This is a genomic window from Flavobacterium sp. RHBU_3 (assembly GCF_046613565.1).
Classification (GTDB): Bacteria; Bacteroidota; Bacteroidia; order Flavobacteriales; family Flavobacteriaceae; genus Flavobacterium.
Genome location: NZ_JBKJHC010000011.1, coordinates 14,990 through 31,947, shown reverse-complemented (window position 1 = coordinate 31,947; position 16,958 = coordinate 14,990). Strand labels below are relative to the sequence as shown.

Here is a 16,958-nt window from a genome sequence, read left to right as displayed (position 1 = left end):
CATAAGCCATCTTTTACAGGTGGCTTTTTTTGTTTATAGCCGACGCCCCGAGAGACGCATTTCATACGTCCCTACCGAACCGAAAGCCAACAAAAAAGCCTCAGTTTCCTGAGGCTTCTTTTTGCAGACATTGATATAAGGAATTACACTTTCCTTAAAAGGTACACCCACCCGGTAACCTGCTTACCTTGAGATAGGGTTATAACATAGAAATAGGTACCTGTAGGCAGGTCACCTTTATCCGACTGGCCATGCCATTCGTTTATATAATTGTCTTTTTTGTACACCTGCATGCCATACCTGTTAAATATTTCGATATGCCTAACATCCAGGTTGCTCAGGTCAAACTCGTTATTGTATTCAGAGTCGCCCGGCGAAATACCGCGTGGTATAAAGCAGTGGGTGTTATCTACCACCACCTCGGCAAAAGCGCTACAACCATTAAGTGTAGTTACGGTAGCCACATACGTTCCTGTAGCACCATCGGTAATATCTGCCGACTCCCCTACTGCAGTAAAGCCGTTAGGCCCTGTCCATTCTATTGAAGCCACATCAGAAATTTCATCGATGTTTAACACCTGTATTATATAGCGTTCGTTTTCACAGCCGGCATCAAGCACCACCTCAAAGGCATTGGTATTTGGCGAAACCGTGAAGTCTTTTGGCGAAGTACAGGTACCGTTAGACACCTCTACGGTATAGGTTCCCGTTTCAGAAATTTCTATCGATTCGGTATTAACACCGCTAAGCAAGCTACCTTCATAATACCATGTATAGGTTACTGAACCCGAGGTAAAGTTACCCGGTACTACATCCAGCTGTATGGTTTGTCCGTCGCACAGCACCGACTCACCGCTAAAGGTAAACTGCGGGTATGGGCTTACCTGAACGTTTACAGTTGCCACAGGAGAAGCACAGCCGTTTACGGTAACCGTAAGCGAATACGTACCCGAAGCCGCCGTGGTAGCTGCAGCAATCAGCGGATTTTGCTGGGCAGATGTAAAGCCGTTTGGCCCTGTCCATGTGTAAACAGCATTAGGTACAGTTGTAGTGGTAAGCTGCACATCGCTGCCTTCGCATAATGGCGCTACAGCAGCAATAACAGGTGCATTAGGCACATCATTTAGTGTTATGGTTACCGTGGCATCGTCTGGAATACCACAAAAATTAGTTACTTCGTATTTAAAGTGGTACACACCTGCTGCTACGCCTGAGGTGGCAAAATCAGCATTAGTAAGCGCACCCGAATTGTCTACATCCGTCCAGGTTCCACCGGTGGTGTAACCTGTTCCTAAAAATTCCGAAAGGTCTATAATATCACCCGTATTACACAGTGTTTGTGCACCATCGGTACCGGCATACGGTAGCGGGCTCACCGTAAGGGTTACGGTAGCCGGTGGCGACGTACAGCCGTTTAGCGATATGGTAACCGAGTAATCTCCCGATTGTGCTACGGTAACACCGGTCAACAGCGGGTTTTGCAGCGCAGACGTAAAACCGTTTGGCCCTGTCCAGGCATAGGTAGCACCCGCTACGGTATTGGCACCAAATTGTACATTCGCGCCCACACACACTCCCGGTACGGCAGTAAGCACAGGAGTTAGCGGTGTATCTTTTAGTTCTATGGCTATTGTTGCCGTATCTACAAGGCCACAGAAACCATTTACCGTATAGGTAAAATGGTACGTGCCAGCCCCTATAGTTTGCGTATTAAATACCGAACCCGTTAGTGCACCTGTAGCATCATCATCGGTCCAGGTACCACCTGCATCATACGTAGTGCCCAGGTATTGGGTAAGTTCTATGGCAGCAAATGGATTACAAATGCTTTGCATAGCATCGTTACCTGCATTTGGCAGGGCATTTGGCTCTATGGTATAGCTCAGCTGCTGGTTAAGGCACGATTCCGGGTTAACCGCAAGGATGTTCAGCACGTAGGTACCGGCATCTGTAGCCGAGTTATAAGAAGGGAAGGTAAGCGTACCCGACGTACTCAGTATGGTAGTAGGGTTGCTTTGCTCGTACCATTGGTAGCTCAGGAACGTATATTCCGGAACGCTCAGTGTACTCAGCTGGCCTTCGCAGAAACCATTGGCGGTAATCAGTATTGGGTCTTCTTCGGTTATGGTAAACTCACGGTTACGTACGTTACCGCAGTCATCCGTTACCTGAAAATTATACAGCGCAGGCTCCAGTCCGCTAAAGACATTGTTGCTGCCATTGTTTACCACAAAAGTGTTATCACCGTTTTTACTGGTTATGGCATAGGTAAACGGTGGTACCCCGGTAACCTCAAGCGCTACCTCAGTTAGTCCACCCGAACAAGGGAAGCTATAAGCAGCGGTAATCTCCGGGCCTCCGTCAAAGTCAAACTCATACAGCACACTGCTGCATAAAAAGTTAGCACTAACACCATTACTATATATATAATGTATCTTTAACACCCTGAAATGCCCTGTATACGGGTTATTAAGGTTTGTAGTAGCATTACTTAAGGGTACAGAGTTTGCTGTATTCGGCAATCCGCTTGTATAAGGAGAACCCGTAAGCGGATGACCCCAGGTTCCGGTGGCATCATCATACTTTTGCAGCCAGAACGACTGTACATAAGTACCGTTACTTTCATGCAGCATGGCTAAATCAAAAGAGCCACAGTGCGGTATTACAGTAAAATCATTAGTCCCTACATGGTATCCTTCCACGGTAATGATTTGTGTTTGCACAAAGTTACACTGGTCTGTAAACTGTATAGTATAATCACCCTCAGGAAGGCCATTCATAAAAAAGTTACCCAGTGTGTTATTAGGTACTATATTTATATTGTTTGACACATCCTGTGGCAGTGTAGCCGTATAGGTGTCGGGGGCATCGGTAATAATGGCCTGCGTAAACTGGGTTTCGGTAACTGTACTGCGTACGCGTACAGATCCTATACCTTCATCGCATCCGGGGCGGTTGCCGGTTATTACACCTTCTTCAGATTGGGAAGGAGCTACCGTTACCGGAAAATCATCATATTCGTTTCCACATTCATCAACCAGATAAAAAGTATAATCTCCCAAAGGTACATCGGTAAGCACTAGGTCGCCCTGATCATTTATACCAAATGAAGCATCAAACGGCAATGTACCCGGAAAACCGTCGGGGGCGGTAAGTACTACAGCCTGTACTAAGCTCTTATTACCCAAGTTAATGTTTATACTGCCGGTAGTAGAACCACAATCGGCAATTACATTATAAACCGGCTCTACATCAGGCACCTCAAGCTCTACGGTTGTAGTAGTCGTATGCCCGCAGGCATCGGTAATCTGTACGGTATACGTACCCAACGGCACAGGATTCAGTTCCGAACCAAAATCTGCGCTGTCGCTTGTAAATGTAGGCTGCTGGCTATTGTAAGCTTCGGGGTCAAAGCCTGCCGGTGCCTCTATAAACGTTACAGTCCACGGACCTACAAAGGTGTGGGGTTCCAGTGTAAACATTACGCCGTTACAACCCGGATAATCTGGGGTTATACCAAGTTCAATTTTGGCAAATGTAATATTGTTGACTTTAGTATATACGTGTCCGCACGAATCAGTAACCTGTACATCGTAGCTGTAAGTCTGGTTATGATAAAATGGTATTATGGCAGTAATGTTAGGAGGTGGCCCTACAACATCAGCCTCATTAACCGTGGTATTTACAATTGTAGGTGTTCCTCCACCCGGCGGGTATACAGTATACTGCACCGAAAGCGGGAACGTTACACCCGAATAACTGATTGTATTATACGTACGAATGGTAGTACAGCTGGGAAGGTTACCCCCGTCAACGCTGTTTTGATAGATACCAAAAGTAGGTTCGCTTTCAGTTAATGTTACAGAAACTACCGTAGCCTCGCCACAATTATTGTAAACACGCACCTGAAACAAGCCCGCCGGAAGCCCAGTAAACACATTAGAAGTTTGTAAAGGCTTAGTTACAGGGCCTGCAATAATTTCATACGACACCGCCACGCCTTGTAATACGTTTACCGTAATGGTACCGTTGTTATTACAGGTAACGTTGCCGGGAGTAAGCGTGTACAGCAGGTTTACCACATTGTTAGCTATAGTAGCGTTTACCGTAGCTGTACTGGTTTCGCCGCCAAGCGATTGTGTAGCCACCACCTGGTACGTACCCGCCGAAAGGCTGTTTACCGTAGTGGCACTGGTAGTAGTAAGTGGCGTAGTGGTATTTGGCAGTAAGTATACTGCAAAGGTCATTGTAGCACCCGGCGTAGTACCGGTTGTACTGAATGTAAGTGTACCATTACCCAAACAGGTTTGTGCTGTGGGAGTTACTGTAAGCGTAAAATCAGGTAAACTGGCAAACGCACTTAACGAAATAAATAAAAAAAACAGGAGAAATGGGATTTTCCCCAAGGAACGTAAAATTGGTTTCATAGCAGGTTTATCTAAAAAGATTGGTATCGGTAAATATATGTTAAAAAAAACATAATCACCTATGCATACATAATTTTAACACAACATGTTAAAACAGTTTTACCCTACTTTTTTTACTGATTTTCCTGGTTATTTTATGATTGAACCAACTGCACCTCGGCATTGGGAGCAAAAAGAAAAGTACGCCCTGTGTTTACCTCCAGGCACTCAAAACGCTTAAGGCGCAGCGCACCCTTACGGAAAAGCTTTCCGTTATGTATACGGAACAGTGCACCGTACGGAACCTCAAACATATAGGTCTTAGAAGGATCCTTCTCGTCGTATTGTTTTAGTGCCAATGAAAGTGTGGCATCGGTATCACTGCTGGCTTTCGGATTTTTGAAGTGGCGTGCCAAAAGCGGCAACAAATGGTTCGGGAAAACTTCCGGGCGAATAAACGGCACCATCAGTTTCTGGAAGGTACGCTTCCACTCCTCCCCATGCGGCTTTATGTTTCGCCCAAAGGTTTCAAAAGCCACAAGGTGTGCTATTTCGTGCACCAGCGTTATAAGGAAACGGTATTTATTAAGGCTGGCATTAACCGTAATACGATGGTAACCCGAATGGTCGCGGTGATAATCGCCATGGCGGGTTACCCGTTCGTTTACAATTTTAAGGTGTACCCCATAGTGCTTTATTAGCTCAAACACAGGTTCGGCAGCATGTTCGGGTACATATTTCAGCAAAATATCTTTCACTTATAAAAATCAGGTTTTACGGTGTGGTGCTCGATACCTGCAGTACCTTACCGTTAAAGTATGTATTCCCCGTAAGGGCAAAGTTGAAAATATAATCGGCCATTTGCCCAGCCGAAAGCGGCGCCTCATATCCCGGGAATGCCTCTTGCAGCATTTCGGTATTTACCGCCCCCAGGGCAAGCACGTTAAAAGCAATGCCTTTGTCTTTATATTCTTCTGCCAATAGCTCAGATAGCGTAATAACAGCACCTTTACTGCTGCTGTAGGCCGCAAGCCCGGCAAACTTCATAGTGCCTTGCACTCCACCCATACTGCTTATGGTAACCACATGGCTACCGGCAGGCATGTACGGCAGTACTACCCTGTTTAGCGCAGCTACGCCAAATACGTTTACTTTATAAATGTATTCAAACTCATCGGCAGTAATTTCGCCAAAAGGCTTATGGATAAGCGCCCCAGCATTGTGTATAAGCACATCAGCTTTTTTCCAGGTTTGGTCTATAAACAGCCCTATGCTTTCCAGCACGGTAACATCGCTAAGGTCTACCGAAAGGCAGGTAATGTTACTATGCTCTAAAAGCGTTTGTGGTGTTTTTCGGGAAATGGCAAGTACGTTATGGCCTGAATTGGCAAACTGAAGTGCCAGTTCATAGCCAATGCCACGACTGGTACCCGTTATGATGATATTTTTACTCATTATTCTTTTTTCATTACTATATCCCCCGCCGGAGCATTTACCATTTTATACGTTACCGGAACCATTTGCTGTATAAAGCTTGTCATGGCAGCAATATCCATGTGTTCAAAATCGTCCTGCACTTTGTGGTAATAGTCAAAGTTTTCGAAGTCAAAGGTACAAACCGTTTGGGCAGGTTTATCAAACTCCTTGTAAAAACTGTAGTTATCACTACGGCGGAACAGCTGGTATTTCATTTCCACATCCAGGTAGCCTATCAGTTTCTTGCCTGCGTATTCGTTCATTTTATCACCCATATTGCTCTTGTGCCAGCCTGTTATATACGCCAGTATATCGCGGTTCATAGGCACACCTACCATTTCAAAGTTCAGCATGGCATACAGGTTAAAGTTTTTCTCCTTAAGCTTAGCTGCAAGCGACTTCGACCCCATAAGTCCGGCCTCCTCAGCAGAGAAAAAACAGAACAGTATGCTGCGTTTGTTGTTTTTCATTTTACCAAAATACTTTGCAAGCTCGGCTACGGTAGTAGTACCGCTGGCATCGTCGTTAGCACCGTTGTATACGGTATCGCCATTTTCGCCTTCCGCGTCTACCCCAATATGGTCGTAGTGGGCGCTAAACACCACAAACTCCTTTTTCAGCTCAGGGTCGGTTCCTTCAAGGTAGCCCACAATGTTGTAGGTGGTATTTTTAAAGTTGGTAAGCGTGTCTTTATAGGTTTTAAAATAAGGCTTAATGCCGTTCTTTTTCAGGATGTCTTCCAGGTAATCACCCGCCTGTTCTAGCCCACGGGTACCCGCAAGGCGCCCCTGCAACTCATCAGAAGATAAATATTTTAGCGTAGCCGAAACCGAAGCCTCCTCTACTTTATATTCTTTAGCTTGTTTTTTCTGTGCGCACGAAACGCTTATACACGAAACGGCAAGTAGCGCCGACAGGAAAAGTTTTTTCATAATGTTGTGTTTGTTTGGCTAAAATAAGAAATAATACCTATTGCTCCACAATAGTCCTAAAGGTAAGGTTAACCCGTGGCCTGGTAACTTTTTTTGTGGGGGGCAGGCGGTGCAACCAGTGCGTTTGTGTGGTGCCTTTCATAACCAACAGGCTGCCATGCTCTAAAAACACCGATACTACCTCTTTACTCTCCTTGTGTTTAAACCCAAAGTTACGCTCTGCCCCGAAACTAAACGACGCAATAGCACCATTTTTCTTCAGCATTATTTCGGCGTCGCTGTGCCAGGCCATTCCTTCCTCGCCACTGTGGTACAAATTCAGCAGGCAGGAATTGTAGGTTTCACCTGTGCGTTCCTCCGCAAGCTGTTTCAGTTCCAAAAGTTCCGGAGTCCACGGCAGTGCATATTTTGTAGTACGGCTGTAGGTATAACTAAAAGGCTTATCGGCATACCAGGCCACCTTACGTTTGGTTACAATCAGGTTACCAAAAATAATAGCTTCATCATTTCGCCACTCGATAGTTGTAAGCAGCCTTTCCAGATAATAATTCGCCTGCGCTAACGGCATTACATGACCGTAGTAGTGTACCTCTCCATCGTGCGGCAGGAGGTTTTGTGAGCTATCGGGTTCGGGGTTAAAGAGGTCGAGCATAGTGTAAAGATATTATAGTTTTTATTCCCGTGAAACTTAGCACAATCAAAACCTCAAGAGAATCATAACTCACTTATTTTAATTACATTAGTAACACAAGAGCATACAACTATTTTAACCAAAAACTAATTTCAATCAAAATCTATGGAAATCTTCACAAAAATAATTGAAAATGTATCATTATGGGAGGTAGTACTACTATTAGTAATTTTATATTTTATGTTCAAACCGGATATGATTAATCGAATTTCAAAATTTAAAGTTGGAGAGTTTGAAATTGAGCTGAGAGAGTTAAAGGAACAAGTACAGCAAGGTCACGAACGAATAACTGAATTGGAATCGGAAATTGAAAACAATAAAAAGCAGTTTCAAAGCATCATTAATAATTTCGATGCCAATGCCTCTTTAGAGAGTTTAAACGAAGTTAAACATAAGATTAAAGCCCAATCAAAAAATCTTAACGACGACTTATTTTTACAAGAACACCTAAAAACTACAGCAACTCCTGAAGAACTCTATGCGGCAGCAGTAGGAATCCGAGAAAAAAGACCTGTAAAATTATTACCCGACCTAATCTCATTACTTGATGAACTCTCCAGAGACGAAAATCTGGGAGGATACAGACTTAACACAATATGGACACTTACAAGTGCAGTACACAAAATGCTTATTTCATGTGTTAGGGACGATGTTAATCCATTTCCATCAAAAGAGCTACTAGTAAAAGCAGAAATTGTATTACAGCAATTAGATAAAAACCCAAAAGTAATACTTGATAACCCAAATGACCCTATGAGAGGTATAAAAGGCCCTATAAAGCATAGTTTAAATTGGATAGCTAAGGCAAAAGAGAAGACAAGCGCTTAACGTGATATAAAAAAACCCATCCGTAACGGATGGGTTCTCTTTATCATATAAACGCTGTAGCTTATGCAAGCATAGTTACAGGGTTTTCAATGTATTGTTTAAGCGTTTGCAGGAACTGAGCACCTGTAGCACCATCTATAGTACGGTGGTCGCACGTTAGGGTTACAGTCATAGTGTTTCCTACCACAATTTGTCCGTTTTTCACTACCGGCTTCTGAACAATAGCACCTACTGAAAGGATGGCTGAGTTCGGCTGGTTAATGATAGACGTAAACTCCTGGATGCCAAACATACCAAGGTTAGACACGGTAAACGTACTTCCTTCCATTTCGCCAGGAGTAAGTTTTTTGTTACGTGCTTTACCGGCAAGGTCTTTAACACCGGTACCGATTTGAGAAAGGCTCATCATATCGGTAAACTTAAGTACCGGCACTACAAGGCCATCTTCTACCGCTACGGCAACACCTATGCTGATGTGCTTATTGTAAATGGTAACATCCTCTTTCCACTGGGTGTTTATTTGCGGGTGCTTACGCAGTGCCATAGCACTTGCCTTAATCACCATATCGTTAAACGACACCTTAGTATCAGGCACAGCGTTAATTACGTTACGGCTTGCAATGGCGTTGTCCATATCAAGCTCTATAGTAAGGCTGTACTCAGGCGCAGTGAATTTAGACTCACCAAGGCGCTTAGCAATAACCTTACGCATTTGGTTGTTTTTCACTTCTTCAGTAGCTACTTCACCTACCGGAGTGTATACCGGTTTAGCAGCAGCTTCAGCCTTAGCAGGAGACGCAGCAGCAGGTGCCGGAGCAGCCGCAGCAGCAGGCGTGTAGCCTTCTACGTCTTTTTTAACGATACGGCCGTTTTCGCCTGTACCTTTAACTTTGCTAAGGTCTACACCTTTATCTTTAGCTATTTTGCGGGCAAGCGGAGAAACAAATACCCTACCACCATCGGCAGTAGTTACAGTTTCTGTAGCAGCCTCTTCTTTAACTTCTTCTTTAGCGGCAGGAGCAGCAGCTTCAGCTTTTGCAGGAGCAGCAGCCGGTGCAGGAGCACCACTTGTAAACGCGCTTACATCAGTTCCCGCAGGGCCTATAATAGCAAGTACGCTGTCTACCGGAGCGCTTTCGCCTTCCTGTATACCTATGTAAAGTAGTGTACCTGCATTGAAACTTTCAAACTCCATAGTAGCTTTGTCTGTTTCAATCTCAGCAAGGATATCGCCTTCTTTTACGGTATCGCCTACTTTTTTAAGCCATGCAGCCACAGTACCTTCGGTCATGGTATCGCTAAGGCGTGGCATGGTTACAATTTTTACATCTTTAGGAAGCTCAGCAGCAGCCGGAGCAGCCGCAGGGGCAGCTTCAGCAGCTTTTGGTTCTTCAGCTTTAGGAGCCTCAGCAGCCGGAGCAGGTGCAGCACCACCGCCAAGAAGCGCCTGAAAATCTTCGCCCTCTTTACCAATGATTGCCAAAACGCTGTCTACAGGAGCAGTATCGCCCTCTTGTATTCCTATATATAGTAGAGTACCTGCATCAAAAGCCTCAAATTCCATAGTGGCTTTATCGGTTTCAATTTCTGCAAGTATATCACCTTCTTTTACAGTGTCGCCCACTTTTTTAAGCCACGTAGCCACAGTACCTTCAGTCATTGTGTCGCTAAGGCGCGGCATGGTTATAATCTTTGCCATCGTGTTAATTATAGTTTATGTGGTAAAAACGGATAATTTTCTTGTGCGTACACTACATCGTACATAATGTTCAGATCCGGGTACGGAGACTCTTCTGCAAACTTTTCGCACTCTTCCACAAGGTCTTTTACCCTTTGGTCGATTACTTCAATTTCAGCATCAGTAGCATAACCGTTTTCTTTAATTATATCAAGAACCTGAGTAATAGGGTCTATCTTTTTGTACTCTTCTACCTCTTCTTTAGTACGGTAGTGCTGCGCATCACTCATAGAGTGACCACGGTAGCGGTACGTTTTCATTTCAAGGAATGTAGGGCCATCACCACGGCGTGCGCGCTCTATAGCTTCGTGCATAGCTTCGGCAACTTTTACCGGGTTCATACCGTCTACAGGACCACATGGCATTTCGTAGCCAAGACCCAGTTTCCAGATATCTGTGTGGTTAGCAGTACGCTCTACAGAGGTACCCATGGCATAACCATTGTTTTCTACGATGAATACCACCGGAAGTTTCCATAGCATAGCCATGTTAAACGCTTCGTGTAGTGAGCCCTGACGTGCAGCACCATCACCAAAATAAGTCATGGTAACACCGCCTGTTTCAAAATATTTATCTGCAAAGGCAAGACCGGCTCCCAGTGGAATTTGTCCACCTACGATACCGTGACCGCCATAAAATCCTTTTTCTTTAGCAAAGATGTGCATACTACCACCAAGACCCATAGAGGTACCGGTAGCTTTACCAAGAAGCTCTGCCATAACACGGCGAGGGTCTACACCCATACCTATAGGCTGAACGTGGTTACGGTAAGCAGTGATCATTTTGTCTTTAGACAGATCCATAGCGTGTAGTGCTCCGGCAAGTACTGCCTCCTGTCCGTTATATAAGTGAAGGAAACCCCTTACTTTTTGCTGAATGTATAAAGCTGCCAGTTTATCCTCGAATTTCCTCCAAAACTGCATGTCTTCATACCATTTCAGGTACACTTCTTTTGTAATTTCTTTCATTGCTCAATTAATGTTGCTTCTTGGTACTAATTAATCCTTTTTATAAAGAGAATGCAAATTACCAGTTTTACACCTGATTTGCGAAAGGCAAAAATAACACATCCCTTTTATAACTAAAAAATTTAAACCAAGTATTTTACTATTTTTTAAAACACCTGCAAAAAATAAAGGGACCGAAAACGATCCCTTTACTAATATTATAAATATTCTCCCCCAAAAGTAAGGGGCAGTAAATTTTTTAACGATTCGCTGCAGTACACTTTACCCTCCTCGCCCATAAAATATATTTCTATCGGGGTTTCCTGTTTCAGCTCGTACTCAGCTATACTTTGCCTGCACGCCCCACACGGAGGTATAGGCTGCGTAACCACCTTACTTTCAGCCGCCGCAGATATAGCCATAGCCACTACAGCAGCATCAGGATAAACGGCACCGGCATGAAAAATAGCCACCCTTTCGGCACACAGACCACTGGGGTAGGCTGCATTTTCCTGGTTACTACCCAGCACTACCTCACCATTACTAAGCAACAGCGCTGCACCCACATGAAATTTTGAGTACGGCGCATACGACCTTTTTCGCACGGCAACAGCCTGCTCCATAAGAGCCGCTATGTGCTGCGGTAATTCGGCAGTACTGCTATATACTGCAAAGGTTGTGGTAAGCTGCAGTTTCTCCATATCCTAATATTCGTCCCACTCGTCGCCAAAGGCAAAGCTTAGCGAGAAACGCAGTGTATTCTCCAGCGGGTTCCTTACGGTAGAAGCTGAGAACAGGTACGAAAAGTCGATTTTTAGTGTTGTATATTTAAATCCGGCACCCAGTGAGAAAAACTTACGGGCTCCTTTTTGCGGACTTTCATGGAAATAACCAAGACGCATATTAAACGCCTTATTGTAGGTATACTCTGTAGCAACCGAGTAGGTAACTTCTTTTAGCTCTTCGCTGAAACCACCCGGCGCATCGCCAAATGATTTAAAGATACCGTTTACCCAGTTGATGTTTTTATAATCCTGTAGTTTTTGCGAATAAGCATCGTCAGCAGTCTGCTGCTCACTATTATCTATCTCACCATCGCCATTGCTATCTACAGCATCTACTATTGCAGGAGGAGTAGGCACAAGCAGCTTGGTAAATTCGGCACTAACACCTATGGTATTGTATTCGTCAAATATAAAGTCGAATCCACCACCAAGCCTTAGGTTAGACGGCAGGAAGTTGCTGCTTAGCGTAGTATCGCTGTCGTAGCTGATTTTAGGACCAAGGTTCTGGAAGTTGAAACCAATCCTGTAACGGCCGTCAAAATCATCATAGGCTTCTTCCTCACTCTGGTAAAAACCCGAAAGGTCAAACGCGTATGAAAGCGCCGCTTTAGAGTCGGCACTACTACCGGCTACAGCTTCTGCTACTTTAAGGTTAGAATCTATAAACCTACCAGCTACCGACATTGAGAAACGCTCACTTAGTTTAAGTGAATACGACAAATCCAGCGCAAACTCGCTTGGCGAACGTGTAATAACAGTTTCATCAGGGTTATCAGTTTGCCTAAGCTCTATATCACCAAGGCTGAAGTAACGAAGGCTACCCGCAAAGGCCATCCTTTCGTCAAACTTATTAAAATAAGTAAGCTGGCCCAGTGAAATATCATTGGCAATACTGGTTAAATACGGGGTATAGCTAAGCGAAAGGCCATGCTGACTGGTAGCAAAGGCGTATTTAGAAGGGTTCCACTGCTGCGAATACACGTCAGATGAAGTGGCTACACCCTGGTCTGCAAGGCCCGCTGCACGGGCATCAGCCGCTATAAGCAAAAACGGCACACCCGTGGTTATCACACGGTTTTCCGCATTACTGGTCTGGGCTTTCGCCACTTGCACTCCTGCGCCTACAAAACAAAGCGCTGCTAAAACAATCTTTTTCATTTAGGATTTTTATTGTATTAGGGGAAACAAATATACTATTTTTTACAGCAATACAAGCTTTTCATACTTTTCTGCCTTTTTATTACTTGATGTAGACTTAACAGTGAGTTTATAAATATACACTCCCTTACCTATCTTATCACCATAATCATCGCGACCGTCCCACTTAATTTCGCGACTTAAAAAACCTTCGGTGGTTACCTGGCTGTTTATTGTTTTTACTATTTTTCCGGTTACCGTAAATATTTGCACCTGTACATCCAGCGGTTCTAACGGACGATTGTGATTAAACCAAAACTCGGTATAACTCACAAACGGGTTAGGATAATTAAGCACCTTATCCAGTTTAAGCTCATCGCTGCCGGCTACTACAAACTGTATTTCGGCAGTAACAAGGTTGTTATACACATCCCACGCCTGAAAAGTAAGGGTATGCAAGCCCGCCGAAAGGTTTCGCAACGGGTAGCGTACCGTACCACGGGTATAATCATCGGCCGCAGCCTCATAATAATCATTCATTACATACTGGGTGGTTTCATCGCCATCCAGTATACCTATTATATCATGCCCAATACCGCTTGAGGTATTAATGCCATGCAAATCTTCAAGGTATGCCAGCAGCGTAGGCGAATCGTTAGTAATACCCCCCGACACAAAGTTTTCGTCGTTCATGTACAGCTTTACAGTAGGCGGTGTATTATCGGCCACAGCATTATTATTTACTCCACCTACTTTTATATCAGTACTGTAACCGGTACGGTCATCTAACGCTGATAGTTTTTCGGCATAAAAACTTACACGGGCATTACCCACCGGAATCTTAATATCGCGCGGCACTACAAACCCTACCGAGAATTCACCATTTACCACGGTAGCATTACCTCTAAAAATGGTTTCGCCCAGTGTACTAAATGGTATAGGTGATCCTTGTCCGTCGTTTACAAGTGTAGTACGCTGCACATCTTTATCAAATACGGTAACTTCTATTTCGCCGTTAAAACCGGTTTCCACAGCACCCGACTCACTGGTTACCTGCCCCGTAAGCTTAACATAAGCAAGCGACTGCAACACATCTGTAGACTGGGCTAAAGGAACATCGTTTATCTTGGTAAGTATAACTTTTTGCTTCGGTATAGCCAGGCTTAGCGCCGGGTCGCCTATAAACGACACACAGGTTACAAACTGCGAGTTATCCGAATCAAACTTGGTAAGCCTCAATGCCTCGGCCATTGTAGGATACGTATAGGTATTAACACCGCCATTATACGAATATAAATATGCCGAAAGGTTTTCATTTAGCGCCACTGCTGCCGAAATATAGATTGACCTGGTGGTAGTAATCATGGCAATAGCACCACCGGTAACATTCTTATAAATATACTCCCCTGCCGACTCCTCATACGGGTTATCAAAACGGGTAAGGTCGCATGTGGCAGTTATAAACAACGAAAACTTGTAATCGTTTTTAAGTTCCTGAGCATCGGCAATAGAAAAAACCCTTTCGCTTGCCATACCCTGTATACCGCCATGCCCCAGGTAATTTACCACCAGCGCCCCGGTATTTATATAACGGATAAGCTGCTCACGCGCTTCAGGGTAGCGTTGCCCACCCGAGGTAGCCTGCTGCACATACGAATCTAAATACACTTTACGTATGTTTATAAAGTTTTTGTACTGGCTTATCGTAGTAGCTATCTCCTCTATAGTATCGGCAAAGGTATCATAACTGGCATCCTTGTCATCGGCAAGCATTACATACTCGTTCCTCCAGCGTCCGTATGATGTTTTATCCAGGTACTGCTTTACTTTCTTAACCATATCGGCAGCATCGGCCACGGTGGTAACCAGCATACGCCCTGTAGCTATATCCAGCCCATAATCATAAAAACTATTACCCACTACCATAGGCCCCTCGTTATCATCCATGGTGCCGTAAAAATCATCGGTAACAAAGGTTTCGGTAGTACTGTAATTAAGGTAAGCATTAGCACCCGACTGCGTCATATGAATACCATGCACCGTAGGCACTATATTAGTATTACCCGATATACGCTTTTTATAATCAAACGAAGCCTCACCAAAAAGGTTTACATATTTTACCCGCTTGTCTGCAGACGAGGCATTGTTGTATACATACTTTATAAAATTTCGAATAGCTCCCACATCCTGCTTACCCGACGAAAACTCCTCATAAATGTCTTCAAGGTTTACCACCTTAACCACCATACCCGAATAGTTACGATGCAGGTTAGCTAGCTCCTCAGCATTTGAGTTCAGGAATTTCGGGGTAATAATTAAATATTCCACATCCTGAAACTGCCCCTGGCTGTTTTTAAGGATCGTTCCTTTAAGATTCTGGTTGGTTACACGGGTTTTGCTTTCGCGCAATGGTGTGTAATAATCGTTTGGCACCACGGTTACATACTGACGCACTTCGCCCCCGCTTGCATTAAAAGAAAACGCAGACCCGGCGTCGTTAGTAATAGACGACACATTATATATATCAGTAACATCCCAAACTTCACTGATGCCCGAAGCACTGGTAAAGTTGTACTGAATAATACCCAACTGTGAAGCTGCAGCATTGTAACGGAAACCGTACTGCCTGCCACTACCCTTTAACAGGCGTTTTGCCTCTACATTAATATAATCAAGCCACGCATTAGCCGATGGCACTCCGTTATTGTTATACGTAAGCTTTACCTTTATAGTACTGCCCGAAGGCGTAATGCTACCTGAGTAATATCCGTCATATGCGGCCCTGTCACTGCTTGTATTTGCTACATAGTTCATAGTACCCACCACACTACCATTTACAGCTACAGACATAGAAGTGGCCACAATAGCATTTGCAGCGGCACTCACCGTTACCTTAGCCGGCGACGAAGCATCAATATCTGTTATATCAAACTCAAACTCCTGCTCATTTTCCAGTTCAAAGGTTTCACCATGCCATTTGCGCCCCAGGTGCGCTATGTTTACTTTATCAAGCTCATGAAACTGGTAATCGTCAAACGAACTTACAGCCAATGCAGCAGTACCCGTAGGCTGTACGTTAGCCTGTATACGCTTACCGGTACCCGAACCCGCAGTAACATAATAATAAGAATTATCAGCATAAAGGTTATTATTGGTAAGGCTTTCGGCATTCCACCCTGTTACACCTTCTGCATAAAACAGTATATAATCAGTGTTGTCAAACTTACCATCATCTTCCCCTACAAAACGCACAGCATTCTCGGTAAGATCCATAGGATAGTACGTACCGTTTAGCATAGGCAGCATATGCCCGCCGTTTCCGTATATCTTTATAGTGCGTGGATCTACATTAGTATCAAACCCCAGGCTGCTTAAAAAAGCCTTACTAAGCTTGTACACGCCCGATTTGGTTACATAAAAACGGTACCAGCTACCTGTATTCAGCACAGAGTTACTTACAGCAGTTACGGTATTAACCGTATTTACCTGCCTGCCCGTACTTGAAGCCAGCGCATAGCTGTAACTAAACGACTTTATGCGCTTATAACCACTCCCCTCTTTTACTATAGGATACAACTTTAACAAACCCTTCCATACCCCACGCCCATTTAGTGCCTGGAGCGTAGCTTTATGACCGGAAGGCAGCAATGCCGGGTTTATATCACCAAGATCGGCCTTGGTAATATTCTCATATACTATATTAGATATTTGCAGCGATTCGGGGTCTACAGGCCCACTTGTAGCAAAACCGTCGGAATACACCATCTCGCCCGTTGTGTAAAAACTCATATACGCAGCATCAAAATGTGGTATATTATAGGTGTAGTTACCAATCTTTACAGGCGACACAGACTGCCAATTTAATGACACTTGCTGTGTTTGCTGGGCAAAAAGAGCACTAAAACAGAAAAATAGTATGTAAGGTAATGGGTTTTTCATCATCTTGAAAACGTAAATAAACGGGTTATATTACGGGTAAAAAAAAATATTTGACAATTACCGTTGCAATATTACTCTA

11 protein-coding genes are annotated in these 16,958 nt (G+C 44.1%); 1 reads left to right on the top strand and 10 read right to left on the bottom strand.

Annotation, left to right across the window (positions count from 1 at the left end; translation table 11 throughout):
• Window positions 1-143: 143 nt before the first annotated feature.
• The 5 genes from ACLI1A_RS15100 to ACLI1A_RS15080 form a co-directional block, all read right to left on the bottom strand.
• A complete protein-coding gene (locus ACLI1A_RS15100) occupies window positions 144-4,427 on the bottom strand; it encodes a gliding motility-associated C-terminal domain-containing protein (RefSeq protein WP_411409515.1) in 4,284 nt (1,427 codons plus the stop codon).
• A 134-nt stretch (window positions 4,428-4,561) separates the two neighbouring features.
• Entirely contained in the window at window positions 4,562-5,164 is a 603-nt protein-coding gene (locus ACLI1A_RS15095) for a SprT-like domain-containing protein (protein WP_411409514.1), read from the bottom strand.
• 16 nt (window positions 5,165-5,180) lie between these two features.
• Window positions 5,181-5,861 carry an SDR family NAD(P)-dependent oxidoreductase gene (locus ACLI1A_RS15090; RefSeq protein ID WP_411409513.1) on the bottom strand — a complete coding sequence of 227 codons (681 nt, stop codon included), beginning with the start codon at window positions 5,859-5,861 and terminating at the stop codon, window positions 5,181-5,183.
• Complete coding sequence (locus ACLI1A_RS15085) at window positions 5,861-6,814, bottom strand: M28 family metallopeptidase (RefSeq protein ID WP_411409512.1); 954 nt, start codon at window positions 6,812-6,814, stop codon at window positions 5,861-5,863. Before ACLI1A_RS15085 ends, ACLI1A_RS15090 begins: the two co-directional genes overlap by 1 nt.
• A gap of 37 nt (window positions 6,815-6,851) precedes the next feature.
• Entirely contained in the window at window positions 6,852-7,466 is a 615-nt protein-coding gene (locus ACLI1A_RS15080) for an alpha-ketoglutarate-dependent dioxygenase AlkB family protein (RefSeq protein WP_411409511.1), read from the bottom strand.
• A 144-nt stretch (window positions 7,467-7,610) separates the two neighbouring features.
• Here ACLI1A_RS15080 and ACLI1A_RS15075 point away from each other — a divergent pair, with 144 nt between their 5' ends.
• Window positions 7,611-8,333: a hypothetical protein gene (locus ACLI1A_RS15075; RefSeq protein ID WP_411409510.1), complete on the top strand. Its 723-nt coding sequence runs from the start codon at window positions 7,611-7,613 to the stop codon at window positions 8,331-8,333.
• A 61-nt stretch (window positions 8,334-8,394) separates the two neighbouring features.
• Here the strand turns inward: ACLI1A_RS15075 and ACLI1A_RS15070 are convergent, their stop codons facing one another.
• The 5 genes from ACLI1A_RS15070 to porU form a co-directional block, all read right to left on the bottom strand.
• The gene (locus ACLI1A_RS15070) at window positions 8,395-10,032 is read right to left on the bottom strand and encodes a 2-oxo acid dehydrogenase subunit E2 (protein ID WP_411409509.1); all 1,638 of its coding nucleotides are present in this window, start codon (window positions 10,030-10,032) and stop codon (window positions 8,395-8,397) included.
• Between the two features lie 8 nt (window positions 10,033-10,040).
• Window positions 10,041-11,039, bottom strand: a complete 999-nt coding sequence (gene pdhA / locus ACLI1A_RS15065; RefSeq protein ID WP_411409508.1) for a pyruvate dehydrogenase (acetyl-transferring) E1 component subunit alpha — start codon at window positions 11,037-11,039, stop codon at window positions 10,041-10,043.
• A 197-nt stretch (window positions 11,040-11,236) separates the two neighbouring features.
• Window positions 11,237-11,719: a cytidine deaminase gene (cdd, locus tag ACLI1A_RS15060; RefSeq protein WP_411409507.1), complete on the bottom strand. Its 483-nt coding sequence runs from the start codon at window positions 11,717-11,719 to the stop codon at window positions 11,237-11,239.
• Window positions 11,720-11,722: 3 nt separating this feature from the next.
• Window positions 11,723-12,961, bottom strand: coding sequence for a type IX secretion system outer membrane channel protein PorV (gene porV, locus ACLI1A_RS15055; protein WP_411409506.1), 1,239 nt, complete (start codon window positions 12,959-12,961; stop codon window positions 11,723-11,725).
• Between the two features lie 42 nt (window positions 12,962-13,003).
• Window positions 13,004-16,810, bottom strand: a complete 3,807-nt coding sequence (gene porU / locus ACLI1A_RS15050; RefSeq protein WP_411409505.1) for a type IX secretion system sortase PorU — start codon at window positions 16,808-16,810, stop codon at window positions 13,004-13,006.
• Window positions 16,811-16,958: the final 148 nt, after the last annotated feature.

What these genes read in the sequence shown, in the direction of transcription:
- ACLI1A_RS15070 (WP_411409509.1), bottom strand. Translation starts at nt 10,032, where the DNA reads ATGGCAAAGATTATAACCATGCCGCGCCTTAGCGACACAATGACTGAA.
- ACLI1A_RS15100 (WP_411409515.1), bottom strand. Translation starts at nt 4,427, where the DNA reads ATGAAACCAATTTTACGTTCCTTGGGGAAAATCCCATTTCTCCTGTTT.
- ACLI1A_RS15080 (WP_411409511.1), bottom strand. Translation starts at nt 7,466, where the DNA reads ATGCTCGACCTCTTTAACCCCGAACCCGATAGCTCACAAAACCTCCTG.
- ACLI1A_RS15085 (WP_411409512.1), bottom strand. Translation starts at nt 6,814, where the DNA reads ATGAAAAAACTTTTCCTGTCGGCGCTACTTGCCGTTTCGTGTATAAGC.
- cdd (WP_411409507.1), bottom strand. Translation starts at nt 11,719, where the DNA reads ATGGAGAAACTGCAGCTTACCACAACCTTTGCAGTATATAGCAGTACT.
- ACLI1A_RS15075 (WP_411409510.1), top strand. Translation starts at nt 7,611, where the DNA reads ATGGAAATCTTCACAAAAATAATTGAAAATGTATCATTATGGGAGGTA.
- porV (WP_411409506.1), bottom strand. Translation starts at nt 12,961, where the DNA reads ATGAAAAAGATTGTTTTAGCAGCGCTTTGTTTTGTAGGCGCAGGAGTG.
- ACLI1A_RS15090 (WP_411409513.1), bottom strand. Translation starts at nt 5,861, where the DNA reads ATGAGTAAAAATATCATCATAACGGGTACCAGTCGTGGCATTGGCTAT.
- pdhA (WP_411409508.1), bottom strand. Translation starts at nt 11,039, where the DNA reads ATGAAAGAAATTACAAAAGAAGTGTACCTGAAATGGTATGAAGACATG.